General features: G+C 45.9%; 19 protein-coding genes. All 19 read left to right on the plus strand.

Annotated elements, in window-relative coordinates; translation table 11 throughout:
* The first annotated feature begins 542 nt into the window (after nucleotides 1–542).
* The 19 genes from QN377_RS20440 to QN377_RS20530 all read left to right on the plus strand — a co-directional run bounded on the left by QN377_RS20440 (nucleotide 543) and on the right by QN377_RS20530 (nucleotide 22425).
* Nucleotides 543–1814 (plus strand): O-antigen ligase family protein, encoded by a 1272-nt coding sequence (locus tag QN377_RS20440; protein ID WP_322213073.1) that lies wholly within the window; start codon nucleotides 543–545, stop codon nucleotides 1812–1814.
* A gap of 455 nt (nucleotides 1815–2269) precedes the next feature.
* Nucleotides 2270–2710, plus strand: a complete 441-nt coding sequence (locus QN377_RS20445) for a low molecular weight protein-tyrosine-phosphatase (protein ID WP_322213074.1) — start codon at nucleotides 2270–2272, stop codon at nucleotides 2708–2710.
* A gap of 40 nt (nucleotides 2711–2750) precedes the next feature.
* Nucleotides 2751–4985: a polysaccharide biosynthesis tyrosine autokinase gene (locus QN377_RS20450; protein ID WP_322213076.1), complete on the plus strand. Its 2235-nt coding sequence runs from the start codon at nucleotides 2751–2753 to the stop codon at nucleotides 4983–4985.
* Nucleotides 4986–5424: 439 nt separating this feature from the next.
* Nucleotides 5425–6747 (plus strand): UDP-glucose/GDP-mannose dehydrogenase family protein, encoded by a 1323-nt coding sequence (locus QN377_RS20455; protein ID WP_322213077.1) that lies wholly within the window; start codon nucleotides 5425–5427, stop codon nucleotides 6745–6747.
* 223 nt (nucleotides 6748–6970) lie between these two features.
* Nucleotides 6971–7918: a glycosyltransferase family 2 protein gene (locus QN377_RS20460; RefSeq protein WP_322213078.1), complete on the plus strand. Its 948-nt coding sequence runs from the start codon at nucleotides 6971–6973 to the stop codon at nucleotides 7916–7918.
* The gene (locus QN377_RS20465) at nucleotides 7915–8595 is read left to right on the plus strand and encodes a glycosyltransferase family 32 protein (protein ID WP_322213080.1); all 681 of its coding nucleotides are present in this window, start codon (nucleotides 7915–7917) and stop codon (nucleotides 8593–8595) included. The genes QN377_RS20460 and QN377_RS20465 overlap by 4 nt, the downstream gene beginning before the upstream one ends.
* 662 nt (nucleotides 8596–9257) lie before the next feature.
* Nucleotides 9258–10112 (plus strand): WecB/TagA/CpsF family glycosyltransferase, encoded by an 855-nt coding sequence (locus tag QN377_RS20470; protein WP_322213081.1) that lies wholly within the window; start codon nucleotides 9258–9260, stop codon nucleotides 10110–10112.
* Nucleotides 10105–11127, plus strand: coding sequence for a UDP-glucose 4-epimerase GalE (galE, locus tag QN377_RS20475; RefSeq protein ID WP_322213083.1), 1023 nt, complete (start codon nucleotides 10105–10107; stop codon nucleotides 11125–11127). The genes QN377_RS20470 and galE overlap by 8 nt, the downstream gene beginning before the upstream one ends.
* A 230-nt stretch (nucleotides 11128–11357) precedes the next feature.
* Nucleotides 11358–11675: a hypothetical protein gene (locus QN377_RS20480; protein ID WP_322213084.1), complete on the plus strand. Its 318-nt coding sequence runs from the start codon at nucleotides 11358–11360 to the stop codon at nucleotides 11673–11675.
* 86 nt (nucleotides 11676–11761) lie between these two features.
* Nucleotides 11762–12874: a polysaccharide biosynthesis/export family protein gene (locus QN377_RS20485; RefSeq protein WP_322214122.1), complete on the plus strand. Its 1113-nt coding sequence runs from the start codon at nucleotides 11762–11764 to the stop codon at nucleotides 12872–12874.
* A 13-nt stretch (nucleotides 12875–12887) separates the two neighbouring features.
* On the plus strand, nucleotides 12888–13547 hold the full coding sequence (locus QN377_RS20490; protein WP_322213085.1) for a YjbF family lipoprotein: 660 nt from the start codon (nucleotides 12888–12890) through the stop codon (nucleotides 13545–13547).
* Entirely contained in the window at nucleotides 13544–14326 is a 783-nt protein-coding gene (locus QN377_RS20495) for a capsule biosynthesis GfcC family protein (protein WP_322213087.1), read from the plus strand. Before QN377_RS20490 ends, QN377_RS20495 begins: the two co-directional genes overlap by 4 nt.
* Nucleotides 14323–16404: a YjbH domain-containing protein gene (locus tag QN377_RS20500; RefSeq protein ID WP_322213089.1), complete on the plus strand. Its 2082-nt coding sequence runs from the start codon at nucleotides 14323–14325 to the stop codon at nucleotides 16402–16404. The genes QN377_RS20495 and QN377_RS20500 overlap by 4 nt, the downstream gene beginning before the upstream one ends.
* Nucleotides 16401–16775, plus strand: coding sequence for a VanZ family protein (locus QN377_RS20505; protein WP_322213090.1), 375 nt, complete (start codon nucleotides 16401–16403; stop codon nucleotides 16773–16775). Before QN377_RS20500 ends, QN377_RS20505 begins: the two co-directional genes overlap by 4 nt.
* A gap of 202 nt (nucleotides 16776–16977) precedes the next feature.
* Nucleotides 16978–17682 carry a winged helix-turn-helix domain-containing protein gene (locus tag QN377_RS20510; RefSeq protein WP_322213091.1) on the plus strand — a complete coding sequence of 235 codons (705 nt, stop codon included), beginning with the start codon at nucleotides 16978–16980 and terminating at the stop codon, nucleotides 17680–17682.
* 84 nt (nucleotides 17683–17766) lie between these two features.
* Nucleotides 17767–18432 carry a helix-turn-helix domain-containing protein gene (locus tag QN377_RS20515; RefSeq protein ID WP_322213093.1) on the plus strand — a complete coding sequence of 222 codons (666 nt, stop codon included), beginning with the start codon at nucleotides 17767–17769 and terminating at the stop codon, nucleotides 18430–18432.
* Nucleotides 18433–18775: 343 nt separating this feature from the next.
* Nucleotides 18776–20092: an undecaprenyl-phosphate glucose phosphotransferase gene (locus tag QN377_RS20520; RefSeq protein WP_322213095.1), complete on the plus strand. Its 1317-nt coding sequence runs from the start codon at nucleotides 18776–18778 to the stop codon at nucleotides 20090–20092.
* 138 nt (nucleotides 20093–20230) lie between these two features.
* Complete coding sequence (locus QN377_RS20525; protein ID WP_322213096.1) at nucleotides 20231–21529, plus strand: lipopolysaccharide biosynthesis protein; 1299 nt, start codon at nucleotides 20231–20233, stop codon at nucleotides 21527–21529.
* Nucleotides 21530–21546: 17 nt separating this feature from the next.
* Complete coding sequence (locus QN377_RS20530) at nucleotides 21547–22425, plus strand: ATP-grasp fold amidoligase family protein (RefSeq protein ID WP_322213097.1); 879 nt, start codon at nucleotides 21547–21549, stop codon at nucleotides 22423–22425.
* Nucleotides 22426–22654: the final 229 nt, after the last annotated feature.

A 22654-nucleotide genomic window follows, 5' to 3' on the forward strand; every position in this document is an offset into this window, starting at 1 on the left:
TTTGAGCAAATAGCGCTGCGTGCCGTGCAAATTACGACTTGCGGCCGCCGCGCAGCAAGTTGATCGGAGCATCCCTAGAAGCTCTGCTATTTCGGCTTCGGACCAGATAATGACAGTCGTCGGCTGACTCACATAAGTACTAAACTCTCGACGAGTTTATTTTACATGAGCATAAATCGAATTTTTCACTTGGATTCATGAAACACCATCAACTAGCTATTACAACACTCGACTCAAGGCCGAAAAAAACATATACGCAATGGGAAGTTAAAACTTCACACAACCATAATTACATTGATGACGCATGGGAAATATTTGGACAACCATAAAAATCTAGAAGTAACCTAACGAAGCATAAATCAACTGCAGCATACTGCCAGAGCGCTTGTTCAAGAAAAGAGAAAAGAGGTGACGTTATAAAATGACGGGATATTTTTAGCAAATCACGCAAGGCAACGCCTACATCATGATGCTCAGCTGCTGACATGCAAGTGCTAAACATGTAGAATCGAATCTCAGGGCATTTTCCGGTTACGAAAGACATGAAAAAAAATCACGCTAAACAAAACAACAAAATCCTTGTATATCTTTGGATCCCACTATCGATAGGCGTAATGTTTTGGGGTACCACAGACTTAGGAGGCCTGCAACTTCACCACCTCGCTGTGTTACCACTATACCTATACGCAGCAGCACTTTCAATTTCACAGAGAACACTGCTATCTTTAGACAAGAAAATATTCATTCTCTTACTATATGTCGTAGTTACAGGGCTAGTGCAAAACTATCAAGACCTAGGCTTTTGGCTTAAAACATTTTCGTTTTGCGGTGTAGCAATTGTTGCTAATCATATAAGCAAAACAATGGACCTCAAAGAGTTTATAACTCTCAGCTTTAAAGCACTAAAGTTTACATTCTTAGCTTCCTTGCTTTTCACCGCAGCATTTACAAGTATATCTTTTCACGAAGTCGACGGCGCGAACTCTCTAAACTCGTTTTACGGCCAAAAAAACACATACGGGAGATTGCTATATTTCTTTATTTTTTTCTGTATATACGCATACAAGATAGACAAAAAGAAGCCGACCCTTCTAGCAGCAGGATACATCGCAGTAGCATTACTGGCGCTCGGACTTACAAATTCAAGGACATCTCAAGCAACAGCAATAATCATCATACTTGCACCCCTAGCGCTACATATGAAATGGACTAGCAAAGCATTCAAAGTTGGAATTATAATATCAGCAGTCACAGCGATAGCTCTCATTGCACTCGATTGTCTAAAAATCGAAAACACTGGAGGAAACCACGATTTAGTCTCCCTTTTTTCACTAGAAATCCCAATGTCTGGAAGAACAACAATTTGGAGCGGCGGTATAAATGCATTGAACCTGGAGCATAAATGGCTATTTGGATTCGGCCTGGAAGGCTTCTATAACTCACCATACGCCAAATATGTGACCAACATTGGACTTGGCGACTTCGTCCCTTCCGACTCTCACAATGGCTATATAGACCTATTATTAAATCTCGGCTTAGTTGGGGCATTGATTTACATCTCAATACTGTACAGATTCTTGACCAACACTCGAAAGACCACATCTCCAGAAGTTCGATCACTGTTTTACATGTTCTTCCTGATATATATTATTTCAAACTTTACAGAATCTTTTTTTGTTAAGACCTCAAACATCACATCCTTTATGTTTCTACTCTTGTATCTATACTCATACAAGCACATCAAGACAACCAAACCCACCTTAACAACTCACTACAACCACATCGAAAACCTAGCCCTACCAAATAAATCATAAATAGAAAACCATCTGTAATCATGACTACATTAAAACAATCATGATTACACCTTTCTTCTAAGCATGATAACATCTGGTCAACTAATGACTAAAGAATTAGGTATAAAGAGATAGGGTACTGGAAAGGACATTTACAGTTAAAAAATGCGAATGTTATTTATTGTCAGCACAAATAACTTGCGATTTTTTACTCGATACGATCGTATTATTCAGCAATTTAAAGGTTGATATTGCAATCGCTCAGCAGTTAATATTTTAGATGTTAATATTCGTGACTGCCCTTTATTCCGTAATAAGCAGGGACCAAGCGTCCCCGCCCAGGCCAATGCCACATCAGACAGGTGCGGGCAGCCTTTATTGATAGGCACTACCATTCCCTTGATCTGGGATAATGGTCGTGACGAATCGTTAAGTGCTCTCACCTGCTGAGCTTGTATGGCACAAAGGAAGCTGCCTTGTTTAAACGAATCATGATTGTCTGTGTTGGCAATATTTGCCGCAGCCCTACCGCAGAACATCTATTGCGGATCGCCCTAGCACCTTCTGAGGTAGTAGTGAGCTCTGCAGGCCTAAGCGCCGTAAAAAGCAAGCCCATTGAAGCTACTGCGAACGCCGTACTCCAAGAGCATGGCCACTCCATGCCAGAGCACATATCCACCCAGCTCACAGCCACAGCTATAAATGAGTCTGACCTTATCTTGGTAATGGAACAACATCACATTGGTGCTGTCCTAAATCTCGCTCCAGAGGCCAGGGGAAAGGTGTTTCTGCTCGGAAAATGGCAAGACAACCGCGAAATCAATGACCCGTACCGCCAAGGCAAGCCAGCCTTTGTGCACGCTTACGCGCTGATTGATGCCGCAGTAAATGCATGGGCCCAGCGGATCAAACGCTGAGTCATTCCACGAATTATCTGTGAAGAAAAAGAACTGACCTATGCAGCAAACACCAGTGATGAAGTCCCATGAGCAAAATGACGATAATGACCAAATTGACCTAATGGGATTGTTGGGCACATTGCTCGACCACAAGTGGCTGATTGCCAGCGTGACAGGCGTGTTTATGGCTGCAGGCGTCACTTACGCATTGCTGGCGACACCGGTGTACCAAGCAAACGCTCTGATTCAGGTTGAAGCTAAGAAAAATGACCCGTTAGGCTTCTCTGATATAAACAGCATACTGGGTAAAGAGTCGCCATCCGCAACCGAAATCGAACTGATTAAATCCCGCAAGAATATCGGCGCTACCGTTGATAATTTACATCTCAACATTGAAGTACAACCTGACTATTTTCCACTGATTGGCCAATTTATGGCTAAGCGCTTTAAGCCTGAAGCTGAAGCTGAAGGCAGCGTAGCCTCGCCTGTACTAGGAATGAATAGCTTTGCCTGGGGTGGAGAGCAACTTGATTTTGCAGAGTTAGAAATACCTTCTGAGTTTCTGGGTAAGCAACTCACACTAATCAACGGTGAAACGGGAAATTTCACCCTAATTGATAAAGACGGTAACATCCTAGCAAAAAGTAAAGTAGGCCAAGTCTACAATGCAAACGGCTTCAAGGTTAAAGTCGAGAACCTACAAGCGAACCCTGAAACGACCTTCACTGTAATTCGGTACCCACGACTAACTACAATTCTGAGTTATCAGTTAGCGTTAGACGTCGCAGAACGAGGAAAAGAGTCGGGAATGATCGGTCTAGCGCTCGAAAGCACGACCCCTGCAAAAGCTATCCAAATCTTAAATGAAATTGCCAATCTTTATGTGCAGCAAAATATCGATCGTACTTCAGCCGAGGCTGCGAAAAGCCTGAGCTTTCTCAGGGAGCAACTCCCACAGGTACGGAATGACTTGGAAAAAGCTGAAGCTGCTTTGAATCAGTTTCAAATTCGCAGCAAGTCAATTGATATCAGCCTGGAAGCCAAGGCAATTCTCGACCAAATAGTATCTCTAGATACAAGCATTTCATCGTTAAAACTTCAACAAGCTGAGATGGACCGTAAATTCACTCCTCAGCATCCAGCTTACAGAGCACTTATGGGACAACTTGCTGAACTTACAAATAAACAACATAGGTTAGCTAAGCAAGTTGAAAGCCTGCCGTCCACTCAGCAAGAGCTACTTAGCTTAACCCGCGACTTAAAGGTCAGCACAGAAATATATACACAGTTACTAAACAAATCACAAGAACTGGATGTGATGCGCGCAGGGGCCGTAGGTAACGCACGCGTAATCGACACAGCCGATGTAGACCTGCTCAATCCAGTTAAGCCAAAAAAAATTCTAATCGTGTTAATTGCTACGCTATTCGGTTCATTTCTAGCTATAGCCTATATATTATTCCGCAAGGCACTCAATCGCGGCGTAGAAAACCCAGACGATATCGAGAAGCTTGGCTTACCGGTATATGCCTCAATTCCGTTCAGCTCTTTGCAGAAGGTTGAGGACGAGAAAAACACTAATGGACGCGGAAGCCGTACTACACCACTGCTCGCTAGCAGCCACCCAACGGATCTTGCGATAGAGGGACTTCGTAGTCTACGCACGAGCCTACATTTTGCTATGCTTGAAGCCGACAACAACAGGCTTATGATTTCTGGGCCAAGCCCAAAAGTAGGTAAATCTTTCGTTTCCGCGAATCTGGCTGCAGTTATGGCACAGTCTGGGCAACGGGTTCTGCTCGTAGATGTGGATATGCGAAAAGGATATATTCACAAAATGTTTGGCATACCCGTTGAGAATGGATTATCCGATCTATTGGCTAAGCGCTGCGATCTTGACACAGCCATTCATAAGACTGATGTAGAAAACCTAGATGTGATTGGCCGAGGACAAATCCCACCTAATCCGTCAGAGCTGTTGATGCATAAAAACTTCAGCACTTTCCTTGAACAAATTAGCGCAAAATATGACCAGATAATTCTCGATACCCCACCCTTCTTAGCGGTCACGGATGCGGCTATTGTCGGCCGACAATCAGGCACTAATTTAATTGTAACACGCTTCGAACTGAACCCAGCTCGAGAAATTGAGTTAACTATTCGTCGATTCAACCAAAATGGCATTCAGCTAAAGGGCGCCATATTTAATGGTGTTGAAAAACGTGCATCAGCCAAATATGGATATGGTGCATACGGGTACTACAACTACGAATACAAGTCAGACAGTATTTGATAGCAACTTTCTTAATGACTTCCTGAGCACCTCTAACAACTAAGAGGTGCTCTATTATAACGCAAATTATTTAGAACATTAAATTTTATTAGATTTTATCGCTTTTAGGGACTTGCGAATAATCCTAGGGCGGTAGCGTGACTAAACAATCGACACTGACAGTATCCAGCCCTATAACAGACACAGAAAACAAACTTGCTGAAATACAAATGATAAATGCGCAACAAACACAAACATATACTAATCTTACATAACAGCTCTCCTTGCTTACCACTCTGATATTTAACGAAATTATAATTTATTTATGGATGGCACGGCCAAAAGTAAATCTTCAGTCTTGGTATAAAACGCGATACATCTTCACTTCGCCGCATAATACCTTATCGCAAACCCTATTCAATCATCACCACTAGCATTTAAATGCTCAAAGGAGACGGAAATGAAAGTAACAGTTTTTGGCATAGGCTATGTGGGCCTAGTCCAAGGAGCCGTACTAGCAGAAGTTGGCCATGATGTAGTATGTATTGACATTGACACTCATAAAGTCGAACGCCTTAAACAAGGTCATATTCCTATATACGAACCTGGCCTAGAAGCGCTAGTAAAAGATAACTATTCTGCCGGACGATTGAACTTCACAACCGATGCTGCTGCTGGGGTGTTGCATGGTGATGTCCAGTTTATTGCTGTAGGAACCCCACCAGACGAAGATGGTTCTGCCGATCTTAAATATGTACTCACGGTAGCCGAAACCATTGCTCAACATATGGAAAGTCACCAGATCATCATTGACAAGTCCACCGTTCCAGTGGGCACAGCAGACAAAGTAAGTGCTCGTATCGCCCAAGTACTGGCACAACGAAAGCGCAACGACTTAAGTTTCGATGTGGTGTCGAACCCTGAGTTCCTCAAGGAGGGTTCTGCGGTAGCAGACTGCATGCGCCCAGATCGAATAGTAATAGGCACGAGCAGTAGCGCTGCTGAGGACGTTATGCGTGAGTTGTACGCACCCTTTAATCGCAATCACGAAAAAATCATTCTAATGGACATTCGCAGTGCCGAACTAACCAAATATGCAGCAAACTGCATGCTCGCTACAAAAATCAGCTTCATGAATGAAATGTCCAACTTAGCAGAAATGCTTGGTGCTGACATTGAAATGGTTCGCCAGGGTATTGGTTCCGATCCACGTATAGGTTACCAGTTTCTGTATGCCGGTGTTGGTTACGGCGGCTCATGCTTCCCAAAAGATGTACAGGCACTGATTCGTACTGCTGACAGCATCAACTTTGAAGCTAAAGTATTAAAGGCCGTAGAAGTCCGCAATAGCGAGCAGAAATCGGTACTATTCAAAAAAATATCAAAACACTTCAATCACGATCTCAGCGGTAAAACATTTGCCCTATGGGGGCTGAGCTTCAAGCCCAATACCGACGATATGCGCGAAGCTCCTAGTAGGGTTCTGATGGAGGCCTTATGGAAAGCAGGAGCCAAAATCCAAGCTTATGATCCAGAGGCTATGGAAGAAACTCAGCGAATTTATGGAAATCGAGATGACTTGACGCTATGCGACACCAAAGAATTAGCTCTTGTCGATGCAGATGCGCTAGTAATTATCACTGAATGGCAAGCATTTAAAGCACCAGACCTCGCACAAATAAAGAGACAGCTTAAGAAAAACCTAATATTCGACGGCCGCAATATTTTTGACCCTAAACGAATGAAGCAAAAAGATTTTACATATTACTCAATTGGCCGATAATCACCAGAAGCTTATATCATCAGCATTTCAGCCCTACAACTCAATTGGAACTGAGCACTGAAATCGAATCATTAGCATCAGTTACTTATATAATACTTTCTCGCCCTAGCACTTAAGACACAAACATACCCGACTTTAAAAGTTTTTAATTCCAAAGAAAACTAAATACAAAAAAGCCACATCCACACTTACACCTTTACGTCTAAGGCGGCCACAACAGATCATGCACTATAAAAACACAAATAAAAACTCAAGCCCACCTCTAACAGCCTCGATTATAATCCCAACTCACAACAGCAGCGGCTACATTGAAAACGCAATCAATTCTGTAGTCAGCTCTCACACCCAGCTACTAATCGAAATAATAATTGTCGATGATGCGTCGAGCGACATAGACGAACTAATAGCCAAAATTAAAGACAACAAAACAATTCAACTGATACAAAAACAAAATAAAAGCAATGCTGCGTTCTCTAGAAACTTAGGATTTACCGCATCCAAAAGTGATTTCGTTTTTTTCTTAGATAGCGATGACTCATACTCAACAACATATATTCAAGATAGAGTTAATCATCATATCGCACTTGGCTGCGGGTTAGTTTTTGGAAATTACATTGAAAAAAATGGCAACATAGAGATCAAAAAAAACCTTCCTTCATACCCATCAAATGACATTAGGGACTATCTTTTCACCTTAGGGGGAGACATCAGATCATCTACAATTAGTATATATAAAGCAAACCACAAAGGAACATTGTTCGACCCCGAGCAGAATAAGCACCAGGATTGGGGGTACGGTATACGCGCTTATGACGCCGGAGAAAATATTTCTTTTGACAGCAAACTTAATGTATATATAGATAACACAACAAATCCTTCTAGGATGAGCAATAGGATGAATGTAACTGCAAGCGAGTACTTTATAAACACCTATATAAGCAACCCTTCGCACATCATCCACTTCGCCAAGTTGCATTTAAAACTATCAATAGCATCCGGCGACACTGAAGGTCTTAGGTTTCTTCGGAGCATATTGATTCCCACATTAAAACAAACACCTATCCCGCAAAAACTTCACACACTCCTACTTTGCGCTGCAACCTTACCTATATTTAAAACTGTAGTAAATTTTATATTCATCAAAACCCGTAAAAATAGAGAATCAACATGATACCAAAGACAATACATTATGTATGGCTTGGAACAAGCCCGCTATCTCCACTAATTGTAAAATGCATCGAAAGCTGGAAAAAAAATCTTCCAGAATATGAAATTATATGCTGGAACGAAAATAATCTTGACATCTCCGACCCTGTCTACCTGAAAACACTAAAAGAAAAAAAATGGGCTTTCGCGTCAGATATTGCGAGACTGCACGTGCTTTACAAATATGGTGGCGTATATTTAGATACGGACATGGAGATAGTTAAATCACTGGACCCTCTATTGAAAACCGAGCTATTCATAGGGCTTGAGGATGACTGTCGCATTGCAGCAGGTATAATAGGATGCATGCCGAAAAACAAGTTTATTGAGGACTCATTAAATGCTGTAACCCTCTCGCTTTCATCAGGTCTGGTGCCTATTCCACAAGTAATTAGCGAAGTTTATAAGTCTCAGAGTCCGACTTACAAATTCGATCATAAAATATATGAAAAGCACTTTTTTTATCCCTACAACCCATTCACATCTGACATTAAAATATTATTCTACTCAGACATAAATCAAGACACTTATGCAATTCACCATTGGGGACACTCTTGGAAGATGACTTTTTCAGAGAAAATTTATCAAAAAGCAAAATTATTCATGAACAAATATATTTTCAATCACAAGAAAGGTCATTAAGATCGAAAAGCACCCTACTAAAGAACACGCACAAAAGACTTTGTTTGCAATACATCAAATCCACACCCACAACATAATAAGAACTCGATGCCACAAGCAAAGTCAAGAACAACAAACATCGTCTAGCATAAAAACATGCACGCCCGTCCTCGAATGTTCTAACCACTGAAAACCGATTACTTTTTCAATATAAATAGCAAGCTTTCACCATCCCGCTGCTCGTCAAACAATGCCTCAAAATGGATTTTCTTTTCCCGCGTTATGTACGAAATCCGCCAACACTAACTTGAGCTCCTCAGACGCAAATATTCAGTGAAGTCCGCAATCACCAAAAGCAGGAGCCCGCGATAGCCAAACAATATACGCCTACACCCTGCCTGGGATTTCGTTATAGACACCGCTTATGAGCCACTTTGCAGGGGGCTCCCATGAACAGATGATTTTTAGCGTTTAATATTGTCGTTAGGAGCTTTATTCTGCCGCTTCTTGTCGCGTTATGCCCAAAGCACTGTGGCGCCATTGATCGACGCTTTCTCCTCTCTTCGTGATTGGAGCAATGATGGAGCGCTGACCAGGGATTCACACAGCCTCACATCAAAATCGACAGCTAAATACCCAAACGAAACAAGCTGTGTAATACTTACGACTCTTGAAACAATAATATGCACGCTAAATATCAGAACATATTTGATGCCATTGTAGCCACACATGTAAAACACACTTTAAGTAGCGACATACTACAACGCCAGAGTACATGGAATTTGACAATGCCACCAGAGACTGACTTCAATATACTTCAGAAGCTTTCTTCATCAACACCAGCCACAACCTCGAATAATTTAACCACATTCCTAAATCATTATTCATACCTCATCGCCCGGAATAATCCGTCAATATTTAAACAATTTGACACCATCCATTGCGATGGCATTTTGTTATGCATTTATCTTCGAGCAATAGGGGTACATAAAACACGTGTTAGTTTTGACATGACTTCTCTTGCAATTAAAGTCTTTCGCCTAGCATCTGAAAACAACTATACAGTTCACTTCATAGGCGGCGAACAAGGTGTCGCAAAAAATGCATGCTCTCAAATACAAAGAGCATATCCAGACCTTAAAGTGTCAGGTGTCGCAAATGGTTTTTTTTCGTCTGAAGAAGAAAGAAATTCGATAATTAATACAATATGCAACTTAAACCCAAACATAGTCATTGCAAGTATGGGTACTCCATACCAAGAACAATTTCTAATTGACTTGAAAAAATCAGGCTGGTCTGGTGATGGTTATACCAGCGGTGGTTTTTTTCATCAAACTGCAAAAGCCGGACTAGCCTATTACCCAAAATGGGTAAACCGTCTAAATCTACGTTGGGCCTATCGCATCTATGACGAACCTAAGCTTATAAATAGATATACATTTTTATTCATAAAGTTTACTTTTGTATTCGCATATGACGCCATCAAATACAAACTAAAAGCAAAGAACCAAAACAAAATAAGAGGCCATCATGAGTGAACAGATTTTGGTAACAGGGGGCACTGGATATATAGGCTCACACACAACTATCGCTTTACTTGAAGCTGGCTTCGAGGTCGTAGTACTGGATAACCTATGCAACAGCTCGGTAGAATCTCTTAACAGGATTGAGCGCATCTGTGGCAAGAGACCGAAGTTTTATCAGGCCGATATACGTGATCGAAAAGCGCTTGATCAAATTTTTGCAGAATATCAATTTAATTCAGTACTTCACTTCGCTGGTCTAAAAGCTGTCGGTGAAAGTGTACAAAAGCCTTTGGACTATTACGAAAACAATATTTCTGGAAGCATCACTCTATTTCAAGCCATGGCTCAAGCCAACGTTTTCAACCTAGTGTTCAGCTCCTCTGCAACCGTTTATGGGGCTCCAACAGAAATGCCTATTAGGGAAGACTTCCCTACAGCAGCGCCAACAAGCCCTTACGGCAGTACGAAATTAACCATTGAGGTCATACTAAAGGACCTTGCAAAATCAGATCAACAATGGAGTATTGCTCTATTACGATATTTTAACCCTGTAGGAGCACATCAAAGCGGACTGATTGGCGAAGCACCAAATGGCTTACCGAACAATCTTCTTCCGTATATTAGCCAAGTTGCTATAGGCAAGCTACATGAGCTATCGGTTTTCGGAGGCGACTACTCGACACCAGATGGCACTGGCGTTCGCGATTACATACACGTGCAAGATTTGGCTGATGGCCATTTATGTGCATTAAAGGCCATTTCGGAAGATGCTGGTGTGCGAGTATGGAATTTGGGTACAGGTATTGGGTACAGCGTACTAGAGATAATTCATGCGTTCGAACAAGCTAGCGGTAGGCCTGTACCTTATAAACTCATTGATCGTCGCTCCGGTGATATTGCTGAATGCTGGGCAGATCCAAGAAAAGCAGCCTCTGAGTTAGGCTGGACGGCTAAGCGTGGTTTGATCGAAATGATGGCTGATTCTTGGCGATGGCAGGAGAACAATCCGCTGGGTTATGCTTCCTAGATTCAGAAACTTTTATGGCAATTCGGAATCAGTGCTATGTGATGCACAGGCCTGAATTATGCGCCGCGAAAGACGTTATAAAACGTCAGCAAGCAAATGTACAATGCCCGAGTATTCTTACATTAGCCTTATGAAATATAATACCCGCGAATAGCTATTTTATAGATGCAAATCTCCACGACCACCTAAGCTTACCTTGCTATCCAGAACATTCAACGAAAGGATTTCCCATGAACAAGCTCCTCGTTTCCGTATTGACCCTAGCATTGAGTTCCTACGCCTTTGCAGCCGAGCCAGTCGCCACTCCTACTACTGACGCAGCCCCGGCTGAAGCCTCTGCCACAGGTGCTACCAGCAGTACTTCCTTGGCGACAACAACCGGCGTCCTGGGAGGCGTTAGCACTACTACTGCAGTTGGCCTGGGTGTTGCAGCTGCAGCCGGAATTGCAGCAGCAGCTTCGGGTGGCGGTGGCGGTGGCGGTGGCAACGGCGGCACTACTGGTACCACAGGCACTACTGGTACCACAGGTACTACCGGTACCAACTAAGTACCTGCCAGGTCGAAAGGACTAAACCACCTGGAGCATTCCAGGCATTTGATTTTGATGTGTTTCCTTTACAAGTGTCCTCAATGATGATTCGTAGTTTGTCGCTCGCGGTACTTGCAGGGTTCGCCCTGCAAGGTTGTATGTTTGCGCCCGGTCAGTACCTGGATACCAGTGAGATCGGAACTGAAGGCTCACCAGAAAGTAGCCGGGTCGAGCTGATCCCCATCACCCCCAAGCTGATTGCGCAAAACGCGGCGACCTACGTCTCAAGCTCGGTGCCGGCAGAATTGCTGGCATTCAAGCCGCAGGCTTACCGGATCGGTGCCAACGATGTGCTGTATATCACCGTTTGGGACCATCCCGAATTGACTGCACCCTCAGGCCCCCAACAACAGATTGATGCCAACGGTCGCTTAGTACGCCCTGATGGCACGATTTTTTACCCTTACATTGGAAAAATTGATGCTGCGGGTAAAACCATTGAGGAACTGCGCTCGATTATCTCCGATAGACTCAAGCAGTATGTAGACAGCCCTCAAGTTGATTTGAGCGTTCTACGTTTTGCCAGTCAAAAAGCAATCTTCGCGGGAGCTCTGATTAAAGCAGGGCCAATCCCCATAACCACAACTCCGCTAAGTATTGTAGAGGCACTCGGCGCGGCAGGAGTTGAATCCCTAAACGCTGACCTTTCTGGCCTGATCCTTACACGCGATGGACATGACTATTTACTGGACATGGACGCTCTCAATTACAGCGGATCTCAACTACATAATCTATTTTTAAAAGACGGTGACCAACTGTATTTACCTTACAATGACCGTAAAAAGATCTATGTGATGGGAGAGGTTCTCGCACCTCAAGCAATGAAATTTAAAACTAAGAATATGAATCTTGCAGATGTGATCGGCTCTGTTGGTGGCTTAAATCAAACCACCTCCAACGGCAACGCGCTGTATGTTATTCGTGGCGCTGACAGCCTCGAGACCCAGCCAGCTAAGGTGTTCCAACTGGATGCCGAGTCGCCGGTTGCCTTTGCGGTTGCCAGTCACTTTCAGCTGAAACCACAGGACATCGTGTATGTGGGGCCAGCCCAAGTCACACGCTGGAACCGCCTGATCAGTCAACTGCTGCCATCGGCCACCATTTTAGGTACCAGCGCCGCCGCAGGTAACAACCTCAGTGAAGCCAGCAGCCGATAAGGTTTGAGCCGTTTTGAAAACTCTTCGTAACCGCTCATGCCTGGTAGCGTGCCTGCTGCTGTGTGGCTGTAGCCCACTTATGCAAGGCTCTCTTGATACCTTCAAGGCCGCCGTCCAGGGCGCGCAGCCGTTGCAACTGACAGCTGCAGACGTCGCAGCAGTGCCATATGCACAAATTTTGGTAACCACCCCTTCCAATGAAGGGGTCATGGCCAAACTACGTCAACAGGGCGACCTGCAGTACTGGGTAGCTTCGGGCAAGCAAGTGCTTTTAATGCGTGACGGTCTTGTGGTGCGCTCAGTAGGGCTGGAGCCCAGCCTGGATGGCACCCGTTTTGAGGGTGAATCGCCATTTAAACGTGGCCTCCAGCATATAGCGGACGGCGACACTAGCTCACGCTGGATCGATATTTATAAAGGCGAACAGGTCGGCCTGGCGGTAAACAGCCGCTTTCGTCGCAAGGGCCTGGAAACAGTGACCATTCTCGGTCAGCCACAGACCCTACAGCGTATTGATGAGTCTTTCGAGATTCCGGCATTGGGGTTTGGCGCAACCAATCGCTACTGGATCAAGCCTGATAACGGCTTGGTAATACAGAGCGAACAATACCTGACACCGGAGCTTGCGTTGAAGATTGTGCATCTGCGCCCTGACTGGGAGATGTCCCGGTGAGCCACCTGAAAAAGCTGAGCGCACGCCTGTTGTTAAGCCTCTCGATACTAGGCGTGAGCACTGCAAGTCAGGCCGCAATCACGGTTAGCGGTGATGTTGCCAAACCGGGATCCGTGGCATTTACACCAGGCATTCGCTTGCAGGACGCCATCAATGAGGCCCAGCCAAACCCTGAAGGTTACTGGCTGGCTGGCGCATGGCTGCACACCCCCCTTCTTGAACAGCAAACACGGCTCAAGGTCGGGGTGTTGTTTGATCTGAAGATGCTGCAAAGAGGTGCCATGCTCAATAACAACGACGCGCTCGCTTCCTTGGCCGGGCGCCTGTTTGAAGACATAAGCAGCCTGCCGATTACTATGCGTAAAGTGGCGGTGCTTGATCCTGTTGCCGTTGAAGTTGGTTTTGCCCGCAATTTTCTGCTTGCCGATGGCGACCAGTTGATCTATCCAACGCGAACCAACAGCGTCAGGGTCGTTGGAGCAGTACAGCAACCCTGTACCCTGCCCTTTCGAGCCCAGCAACAAGCCCGTGACTATTTGGACAGTTGCCCGCGATTGGCCGAAGCCGACGCCGACTTTTTGTGGCTGATCCACCCCGATGGTCGTTACCAACGCGTGGCAATTGCCGCCTGGAATCGTCAGGACGGCATCTATACGGTAGCTGGCAGCACAATCTTGGTACCGGTAAAAAATAGCAATATCGATTTGCCCACACCTGATTTAAATGAGCAGTTGGCCCAGTTTCTAGCCACTCAACCGCTGGCCGAGGTTGCCCCTTGAAGTTATGTTTTGCTGCTGTTGTATTACTGCCCTGTAGCCTAGCCCATGCCGAGCCGCGCTATACCCAGAATGATTTTGGTGGCGTTGGCTTGTTACAAACGCCAACGGCACGTATGGCCCCGGCGGGCGAGTTAAGCCTTAACGCCAATCGTACCGATCCCAACGCCCGCTACAGTCTTTCTTTACAGCCAGTTGATTGGCTCGAAGGTACGTTCCGGTATACCGTCATTAGCAACCGAGTATATGGGCCCGAAGCACTTAGCGGGAACCAGACTTATAAAGACAAAGCAGTTGATGCGAAAGCTAGGTTGTTGCAAGAAAGCCACTGGCTACCCGAACTCGCACTTGGATTTCGAGATATCGGCGGTACTGGTTTTTTTTCCAGTGAGTATATTGTAGCAAGCAAGCGACTCAACAATCTTGACTTCAGCCTCGGAATTGCTTGGGGTTATATCGGCAATCGCGGCGATCTGGACAATCCGCTAAGTTATTTAGATAGTCGTTTTGATATGCGCCCGGAAAGTACTTCAATTGGTGATGTTAACGCCAACTCGTATTTCAGAGGATCTCCTGCCTTTTTTGGAGGAATAACATACCAAACTCCTTGGCCCTCCCTAAGCCTAAAGGTTGAATATGAAGGTAACGATTATAAGCACGAGCCACAGAAGAACAATCTCAATCAAGACACTCCAATCAACATCGGCGCAGTCTACAAGCTCAACGATAATATCGATCTGACCGCCGGCTGGGAGCGCGGAAATACTGCCTTGTTCGGTATTACCCTGCATACCAACTTTGTCAGCCGCAAGGCTCCGGTCAAAAGTTATGATCCGCCGGCGCAACCACTACCAGCACAGGCACCTGTCGCACCTCTGGAAGAGGTCGACTGGGCTGCGGTATCGCAACAGCTGGAAAAAAATGCCGGCTATAAAGTTGAACGCATTGCCCAGCGTGATTCCGAACTGATGGTATATGGCGAGCAGTCCAAATATTTCTACACAGCTAAAGGCGCAGGCCGGGCCAGCCGTATTCTGGACAATACTGCCAATGATCAGATCCAGTGGTTCACCATGGTCAACAAGCGTTATGACATGCCCGTGGAAGAAATCAGCGTTCCGCGCTCGACCTTTCGCGATGTAGTCAATAACGAACAGGATCTGGTCAATCTGCATCGCACTACCGAGGTCAACCGCGCCACGGCCCACTATGATAAAACCCTGTATCAGCACAAGCCTGACCCCTTGACCTATGGCTTTGGTCTGGGCTACCAGCAAAACCTCGGTGGGCCTGATGGCTTCCTGCTGTATCAGATCAGCGCCTATGCTGAAGGGCAATATCGCATTACCCCAAATACATGGGCCAGTGGCGGGGTCAGTGTCAACCTGCTGAACAACTTCGACAAGTTCAAATATGACGCCCCCAGCAACATGCCGCGCGTCCGTACAGATTTGCGAAAATACGTCACCACTTCCGATGTGACCATGCCTGCCTTGCAGCTCAACCATGCCAAGCGCCTGGATCAAGACCTGTATGGCATGGTCTATGGTGGTTATCTGGAGCCCATGTACGCTGGTGTCGGGGGCGAGATACTCTATCGCCCAATGGGTGAACGCTGGTCAATCGGTGCCGATTTGAACTATGTACGCCAGCGGGAATTTGACCAGGGCTTTGGCCTGCGTGATTACCGCACAGTAACCGGCCATATCACCTCTTACACCAAGCTGCCATTCGATCTGGACGCGGCCGTCAGCGTAGGTCGTTATCTGGCCCGGGACTGGGGCACCACCATCGATATCTCCCGCGAATTTACCAATGGGGTGAAATTCGGTGGCTGGGTAACCCGCACCACGGCATCCAAGGAAGAATACGGCGAAGGTAGCTTCGACAAGGGCATTTATATCTCGATTCCGTTCGACGAGATGATGAGTGTGTCGACCATGAGCCGGGCCAATATCGCCTGGGCACCGCTGACTCGAGATGGTGGCGCCATGCTGCATCGCCAGTACTCGCTGCACACCATGACCGATGGCCGCAATCGTGATGCCTTCTATGAAAACTTCGAGAAGATCACCGAGTGAGGCAGCTGATTCAACGCCTGGTTGATCTGCCCTTCTGGCTGCGCGCACTGCTGTTTTTGGCAGTGTGCGCAGGCCTGCTGTTTACCGGTTTGCGCAACCGGCCAATTCCGCAGGCTTTTGCCCAGGAAGACAAGCTGCATCACTTTATTGGTTTTTTTGCCCTGGCATTCAGTTGCCGCCTTGCATTTTTGCATATCCGGCTACTTTGGCTCGTCATTGGCTGCGTGCTGGCAGGGCTGCTGATTGAATATGCCCAGGCCCTTATGCCCTTGCGCACTGCGTCGTTTTACGACGCGCTTGCCAATACGGCAGGGGTAGCCCTGGGCCTGGCAGTGGCAGGGTGCTGTTCGCGCCATAGCATTAAGGATTGAATAATCGCTATAGACATGCTAGTGCGGGTCAATTTTGCTGGTGGCAACGTTATTTATCGCGAAAAATCGACCTTCGATATTTATAAGCTGAAAAATTGCCAGCTAACACAACACCAAATGTAGTAAATGTTATAAAATGTCTGCTTTGATATCGGCTTATATGGCAAAATCCCACAGCCTCTAAGTACTTGGGTTAGGTGATATGCTTGCCGCAGGATGCACTACCGATATTCAGGCCCCCAAAGCGCTTAATTTTTTCTATAGCGAAGCGCTGGTCGAAGATATAGCACAGCTTGTCACTGCTGAAGTGAGGCATCTTGACGCCTGCGATACCCTGGCGAATATGACTTGTGACTTTAGTCGCACAGAAGCTGTTTTTATTGAAGTGAATGCACCTGAGGCCATCAATGATGGCCTGGAATTGCTCAAGCATATCCGCCTGTTCAATCAAGCCACCTGTATTTTTATTCTGGTGACTCATAACAAGTCATTTAACAGTATCAATTATTACCTTGCTGGCGCCGACCACTGCATCAAGTTACCAACTGACCTGCTGGAAAAGCAGGCTGTGCTGTTACGCACTTTCGAGGAATCACACTGGGCCACAAACACCCGTTTGACCCTTGATCGCACACGACTGTTATTGTGCAGCGACAGGCAAAAAATTGAAATTTCATACACCGAAATGATCATTATCGACGCACTGATACAGGCGCCGCAGCATGTACTGAGCCAGGACAGCATTGCCAAAACCCTGGACCCCAATATTGTTTTTTATGATCCGCGAGCACTGGAAAAAACCATTAGCCGCCTAAGAACAAAGATTAAAAAAGCATATAATCTGGAATTGATCTTTAGTGTTCGCGCATTCGGATATCGGCTGCGCCGGGGCACCATTCTGAAATAACTATTACTTCATGAGCTGCGCTGCAGACCGCTGTAGTTCGCCACTAGGCATCAGCCTGACACCGACGAATGGAGACGTTGAAGCATGAAGGTAACACTCAGATTTTCCGCTTATGCACCCTCGGCCAGTAACAGTCCGATTGCACACACCTATGGCTTGCCCTGCGCAACCTATCAACTACAGCCCGCAAACCAGCAGGCCTGCGAATCCGACCGTCATCTATGGCGCAAAACGCATTTCGCGCCCTGGGGTTGCTGGGTAAATGCAGAACATGGCATGGTATCTACCTTCAATCACATGTCAGACGTTTCTCGCGCGATAACGGTAAGCAAACCTTACTTGCTGAACATCCACCCCTACTCTCCGGGCCTGACTGTTATTCCTACTTTGAAAACTACGCCGACCTCCCCAGCCACTCCCCCCACCGCACACTATTCCAGCAGCCCTGATACCTGGTTGTTTTGCTTTGAGGCACAACATCTGTGCAACAATACCGCCTGCATTCAGCTGACCGCCATTGAGTCACTGCTGATCAAGACCTTAAGCCAAAGAGACGAGCGTATTTGTAGCAAACAGGAACTTATTATCGGCATCAATAAAGATACATACAGTTATAGCGGCCTGGAAATGTGCCTGAGCCGACTGCAGAACAAGTTTAAAGCGGTTTTTGGCGAGCGCCTATTTCGCTCGGTACGCAATCGTGGCTATTGCCTGGTTCAAGATGTGCAAGCTGCCAAAAAAGTGGCATAACGCAATCATTTAACTGGCAGATACAGGCAGTTAGCTATTGTATTGATATCACTGAACACTATAACTCTTTGATCTATTGAAAATAACATTTGTCTCACGCATTGTTATAAAACGTCGAACCCCTGCTACGGATAACCTTTATTATCAATGTTTCGTGTGGCCACTATCTACTTCAGTTATAGCGCCACTCAACGCCTGCACATGGAAGAGTGCTGTGATTTATCCCTGTCAGTTGCTCCTATAGTCAAGTACTTATCACAAGGCTGCTACCTTGATTCATACACGTCTAGATCGTAAAACCGTGGCCAGAGGCCTGACTTTTTGGGGGCAATGGGCTGTCGCCATGGCCTTTGTCACTGCCTTGTTGATATCACTGGTCTATACCAAATTTGGCAGCGTTGATTTCCATTACCGCATCCTCGCGGTTCTGACCCTGCTGGTATCTGTACCTGCCTATTCCGCCACCCATGTTTACTATAAAAGGCACACGGCTTTTAACGGTTGCGTCCGCCTGTTTCTCGGCTGGACCCTGACCCTGGCGTGCCTGAGCACCATTGGTTTTATGACCAAATCCGGCGAGCTTTTTTCCCGGGAAACTCTGCTCAGCTGGGCCGCGTTGGGCTTTCTGGTACAGGTGCCGCCGTATTTGATATTGCATCGGCTGTCCAGATTTTATCACCAGCGTAACAACCATCATTACAACAGCCTTATTATTGGTTCTGATGGTGTTGCGCTGAAGCTGGCCGACAGCTTTATTCAGCAAAATCATTTTCCGCTGGTGGGGGTGGTCAGCGCTTCGCCTTTTGAAGACGCCACCAATTCCCCTCTTATCGTGGGTGAACTGGCCCAGTTACGCTCACTGATTACCGAGCACAATATCCGCCGGCTGTATATTTCCTTGTCCCTGCAAGAAGCCCAGCGTATTGAAGCACTTTATATCGATCTGCTTGACCTGAATGTCGACGTGGTCTGGGTACCGGACCTGGACAGCATGATGCTGCTTAACCATTCGGTCAGTGAAATTGGCGGCCGCCCGGCCATCCATTTGAATGAAAGCCCGCTTACCAGCTATCCAACTGCTGCCTTGAGCAAGGCATTGATGGAGCGCTCGCTGTCACTGGTTGCCATTATCTGCCTGAGTCCGGTGCTTGCAGCGATTGCCATTGCCGTGAAGTTATCGTCCCCCGGCCCTATCCTGTTTAAACAGCATCGCCATGGCTGGAATGGCAAAGTCATCAAGGTATGGAAGTTCCGCTCCATGCAAGTTCATGATGACAAACAGGTTAAACAAGCCAGCCGCAACGATTCACGGGTAACAGCAGTTGGCCGCTTTATCCGCCGTACTTCACTGGATGAACTGCCGCAACTGTTTAATGTGTTACATGGCGACATGGCATTAGTGGGGCCACGGCCTCACGCCGTTGCCCATAACGACTATTACACTGGCAAGATTCACGCCTATATGGCCCGCCACCGTATCAAACCCGGCATTACCGGCCTGGCACAAATCAGCGGCTGCCGCGGCGAAACCGATACCATTGAAAAGATGCAAAAGCGCGTTGAAATCGATCTTGATTACATTAATAACTGGTCGCTGTGGCTCGATATTAAAATTATGATCAAGACACCGCTTACCTTGATCTCAAAAGATATTTACTAAGATTTTACCTTGCAAACTAATACTGCGGATGTTTTTCTTCGCAGTGTGCACGGCATTGATATTCATATACGAGACCTCGTGTAGCTTTTTTTCAGATTCTTATATCCGAGGCATCCTTTGATTAATCGTATAAAGTTAATGAGCAAAAATCGTTTTTTGCGAAATGTCGCCATCGTAGCAACAGGAACTGCTGGCGCCCAAGCTATCACCATGGCTTTTTCTCCGATAATAACTCGACTGTATGGTCCAGAAATATTTGGCTTAGTCGGTAGTTTTATCGCCGCATTAGCAGTTCTTACCCCAATGGTAGCACTGGCCTATCCAATTGCAATAATCTTGCCTGAAGATGATGAGGACGCAAAAGGTCTGGCCAGACTCAGCTTACTTATTACTCTTGCCACCTCAGCCCTCGCGGCATTAATAATCAGCCAATCAAGTGATCAACTGCTAACCCTATTCGGCCTTGAAGAACTTAATGGATATTTGGCCCTCATGCCTTTGGCGATGCTATTTACAGGTCTTCATCAAATCATTGAACAATGGATAATACGCAAGAAAAAATTTCGCCTATCAGCAAAAGTTGCCATCGCCCAGTCATTGATTATAAACTTCAGTAAGACAGGCTTTGGCTTTATATACCCGATCGCAACACCACTGATAATTCTTTCTACCATTACAAGTTTGCTATACGCTACTTTACTTGCATTAGGCCTGAAGCTTGAAAAAGAAAACTCGCAACCTTTAGAGCAAAAAAACCGGCCAAGTTTATACGCACTAGCCAAGAAATACAAAGATTTTCCAATTTTCAGAGCACCTGAAGTAACTTTGAATGCGGCCTCTCAAGGTTTACCCGTATTAATGCTCGCAGCCTTTTTTGGTCCCGCAGCAGCGGGTTTCTATACACTGGGACGTACCGTACTGGCGATGCCTTCAGCACTTCTGGGAAAATCCATCGGCGATGTTTTCTATCCTCGCCTCGCTGAAGCGGCCCACAAAAAAGAAGACATCACACACCTAGTGATTAAAGCAACCAAGGCGCTTGCACTGGTCGGCATAGTCCCATTTGGTTTGGTAATAGCATTCGGACCTTGGTTATTTTCACTCGCATTCGGACCAGAATGGCATACTGCCGGGGAGTATGCTCGCTGGTTATCCGTTTGGTGTTTTTTTGGGTTTATCAACACACCCGCTGTGAAAGCCTTGCCTGTGCTTAACGCCCAATTTTTCCTTCTATTTTCCAGCACGTTAATGCTTGTTGCAAGAGCAGGAGCCCTAGCCGTCGGCTATTACTTATTTAAAAGCGATCTACTTGCCGTGATTTTCTTCAGCGCAAGCGGGGCCTTTTTGAATTTACTCTTGATTTTAATAACCGTCCATTTATGTAAGAAAAGAAAGCCAGGCATCCAGCCCTTGCGCTCAGAACCAAGCAAACACTAAATTAATGAGTTTAAAATATGTTCTATGCAACCGCACACCGCACAAAAAGGCTTTTGCTATCTCTACTTCCAGAGCTTATTTTCTATCAGTACCAGCATATTAAGAATCACAAAAGCCTTTGCGACTTCAACAACCCCAAAAGTTTTTCCGAAAAAATTTATCACAGGATGCGTTATCCTCTGCCTGTATTCTCGATACTTGCAGACAAGGTTGTCGTACGCGAGCACATTGCGGAAATCGTGGGTGAACAGTACCTGGTACCTGCGTTTTTCTCATGCAAAACAGTATCCACCTCAACATTCGATGATCTCCCAAATACCTTCGTGATGAAGGCTAACCATAGTGCTGGCCAAGTAAAAATTATCACGGACAAACGTAACGAAGACCTTGAGAGCCTCGCACAATTAGCTAACAACTGGTTGCGTTCCGACTTCTCCTGCACCGCTAGAGAGAAACACTATCAACATATTGAACCGCAAATAATTTTTGAACATGCATTACTGACTAATGGCAACCCACCTGCGGACTACAAATTCAACGTTTTTAACGACAGCAAAGCATCTGCACCCTATATTTTCATCCAATACATGCAAGATCGATTCGGTTCTATCACTCAAAATCTGTTCCTTGAGGACTGGACTCCAGCGCCCTTTACTCGAGCAGGGCAACAGCAAAGTAGTGTGCCAATCGAAAAGCCCAAAGCCCTCGATGAAATGCTTTTAGTAGCCAAAAAACTTTCACAGCATTTTGGGTACTTACGCGTCGACTTTTACTTGCATAACGACAAAGTATTTATAGGCGAATTGACGATCACCCCAGCAGCAGGGAACTACACCTTTGATCCTCCAGAGTACAATTCACTTTTGGGGGAGAAATTCAGCTGGCCTGAGCACTAAGAGTGCCCACTGACATTGTTAAACGCAATGTACAACACTATCGGTTTGGCCAAGAGCAGTGGTCGTCTCTGCCAAACCGATACCATTGAAAAGATGTGGAAGCGGGTTAAAATTAACCTCGACTATATTAATAACCTGTCTCTTATACACATCTGGGATGGCGGGTTGTGGGTGAAAAAAAAAAAGGGGGGGGGGGGGGGGGGGGGGGGGGGGGGGGGGGGGGGGGGGG

It is taken from the genome of Pseudomonas sp. CCC4.1 (genome assembly GCF_035019225.1).
In the GTDB taxonomy this organism is placed as follows: domain Bacteria; phylum Pseudomonadota; class Gammaproteobacteria; order Pseudomonadales; family Pseudomonadaceae; genus Aquipseudomonas; species Aquipseudomonas bubulae.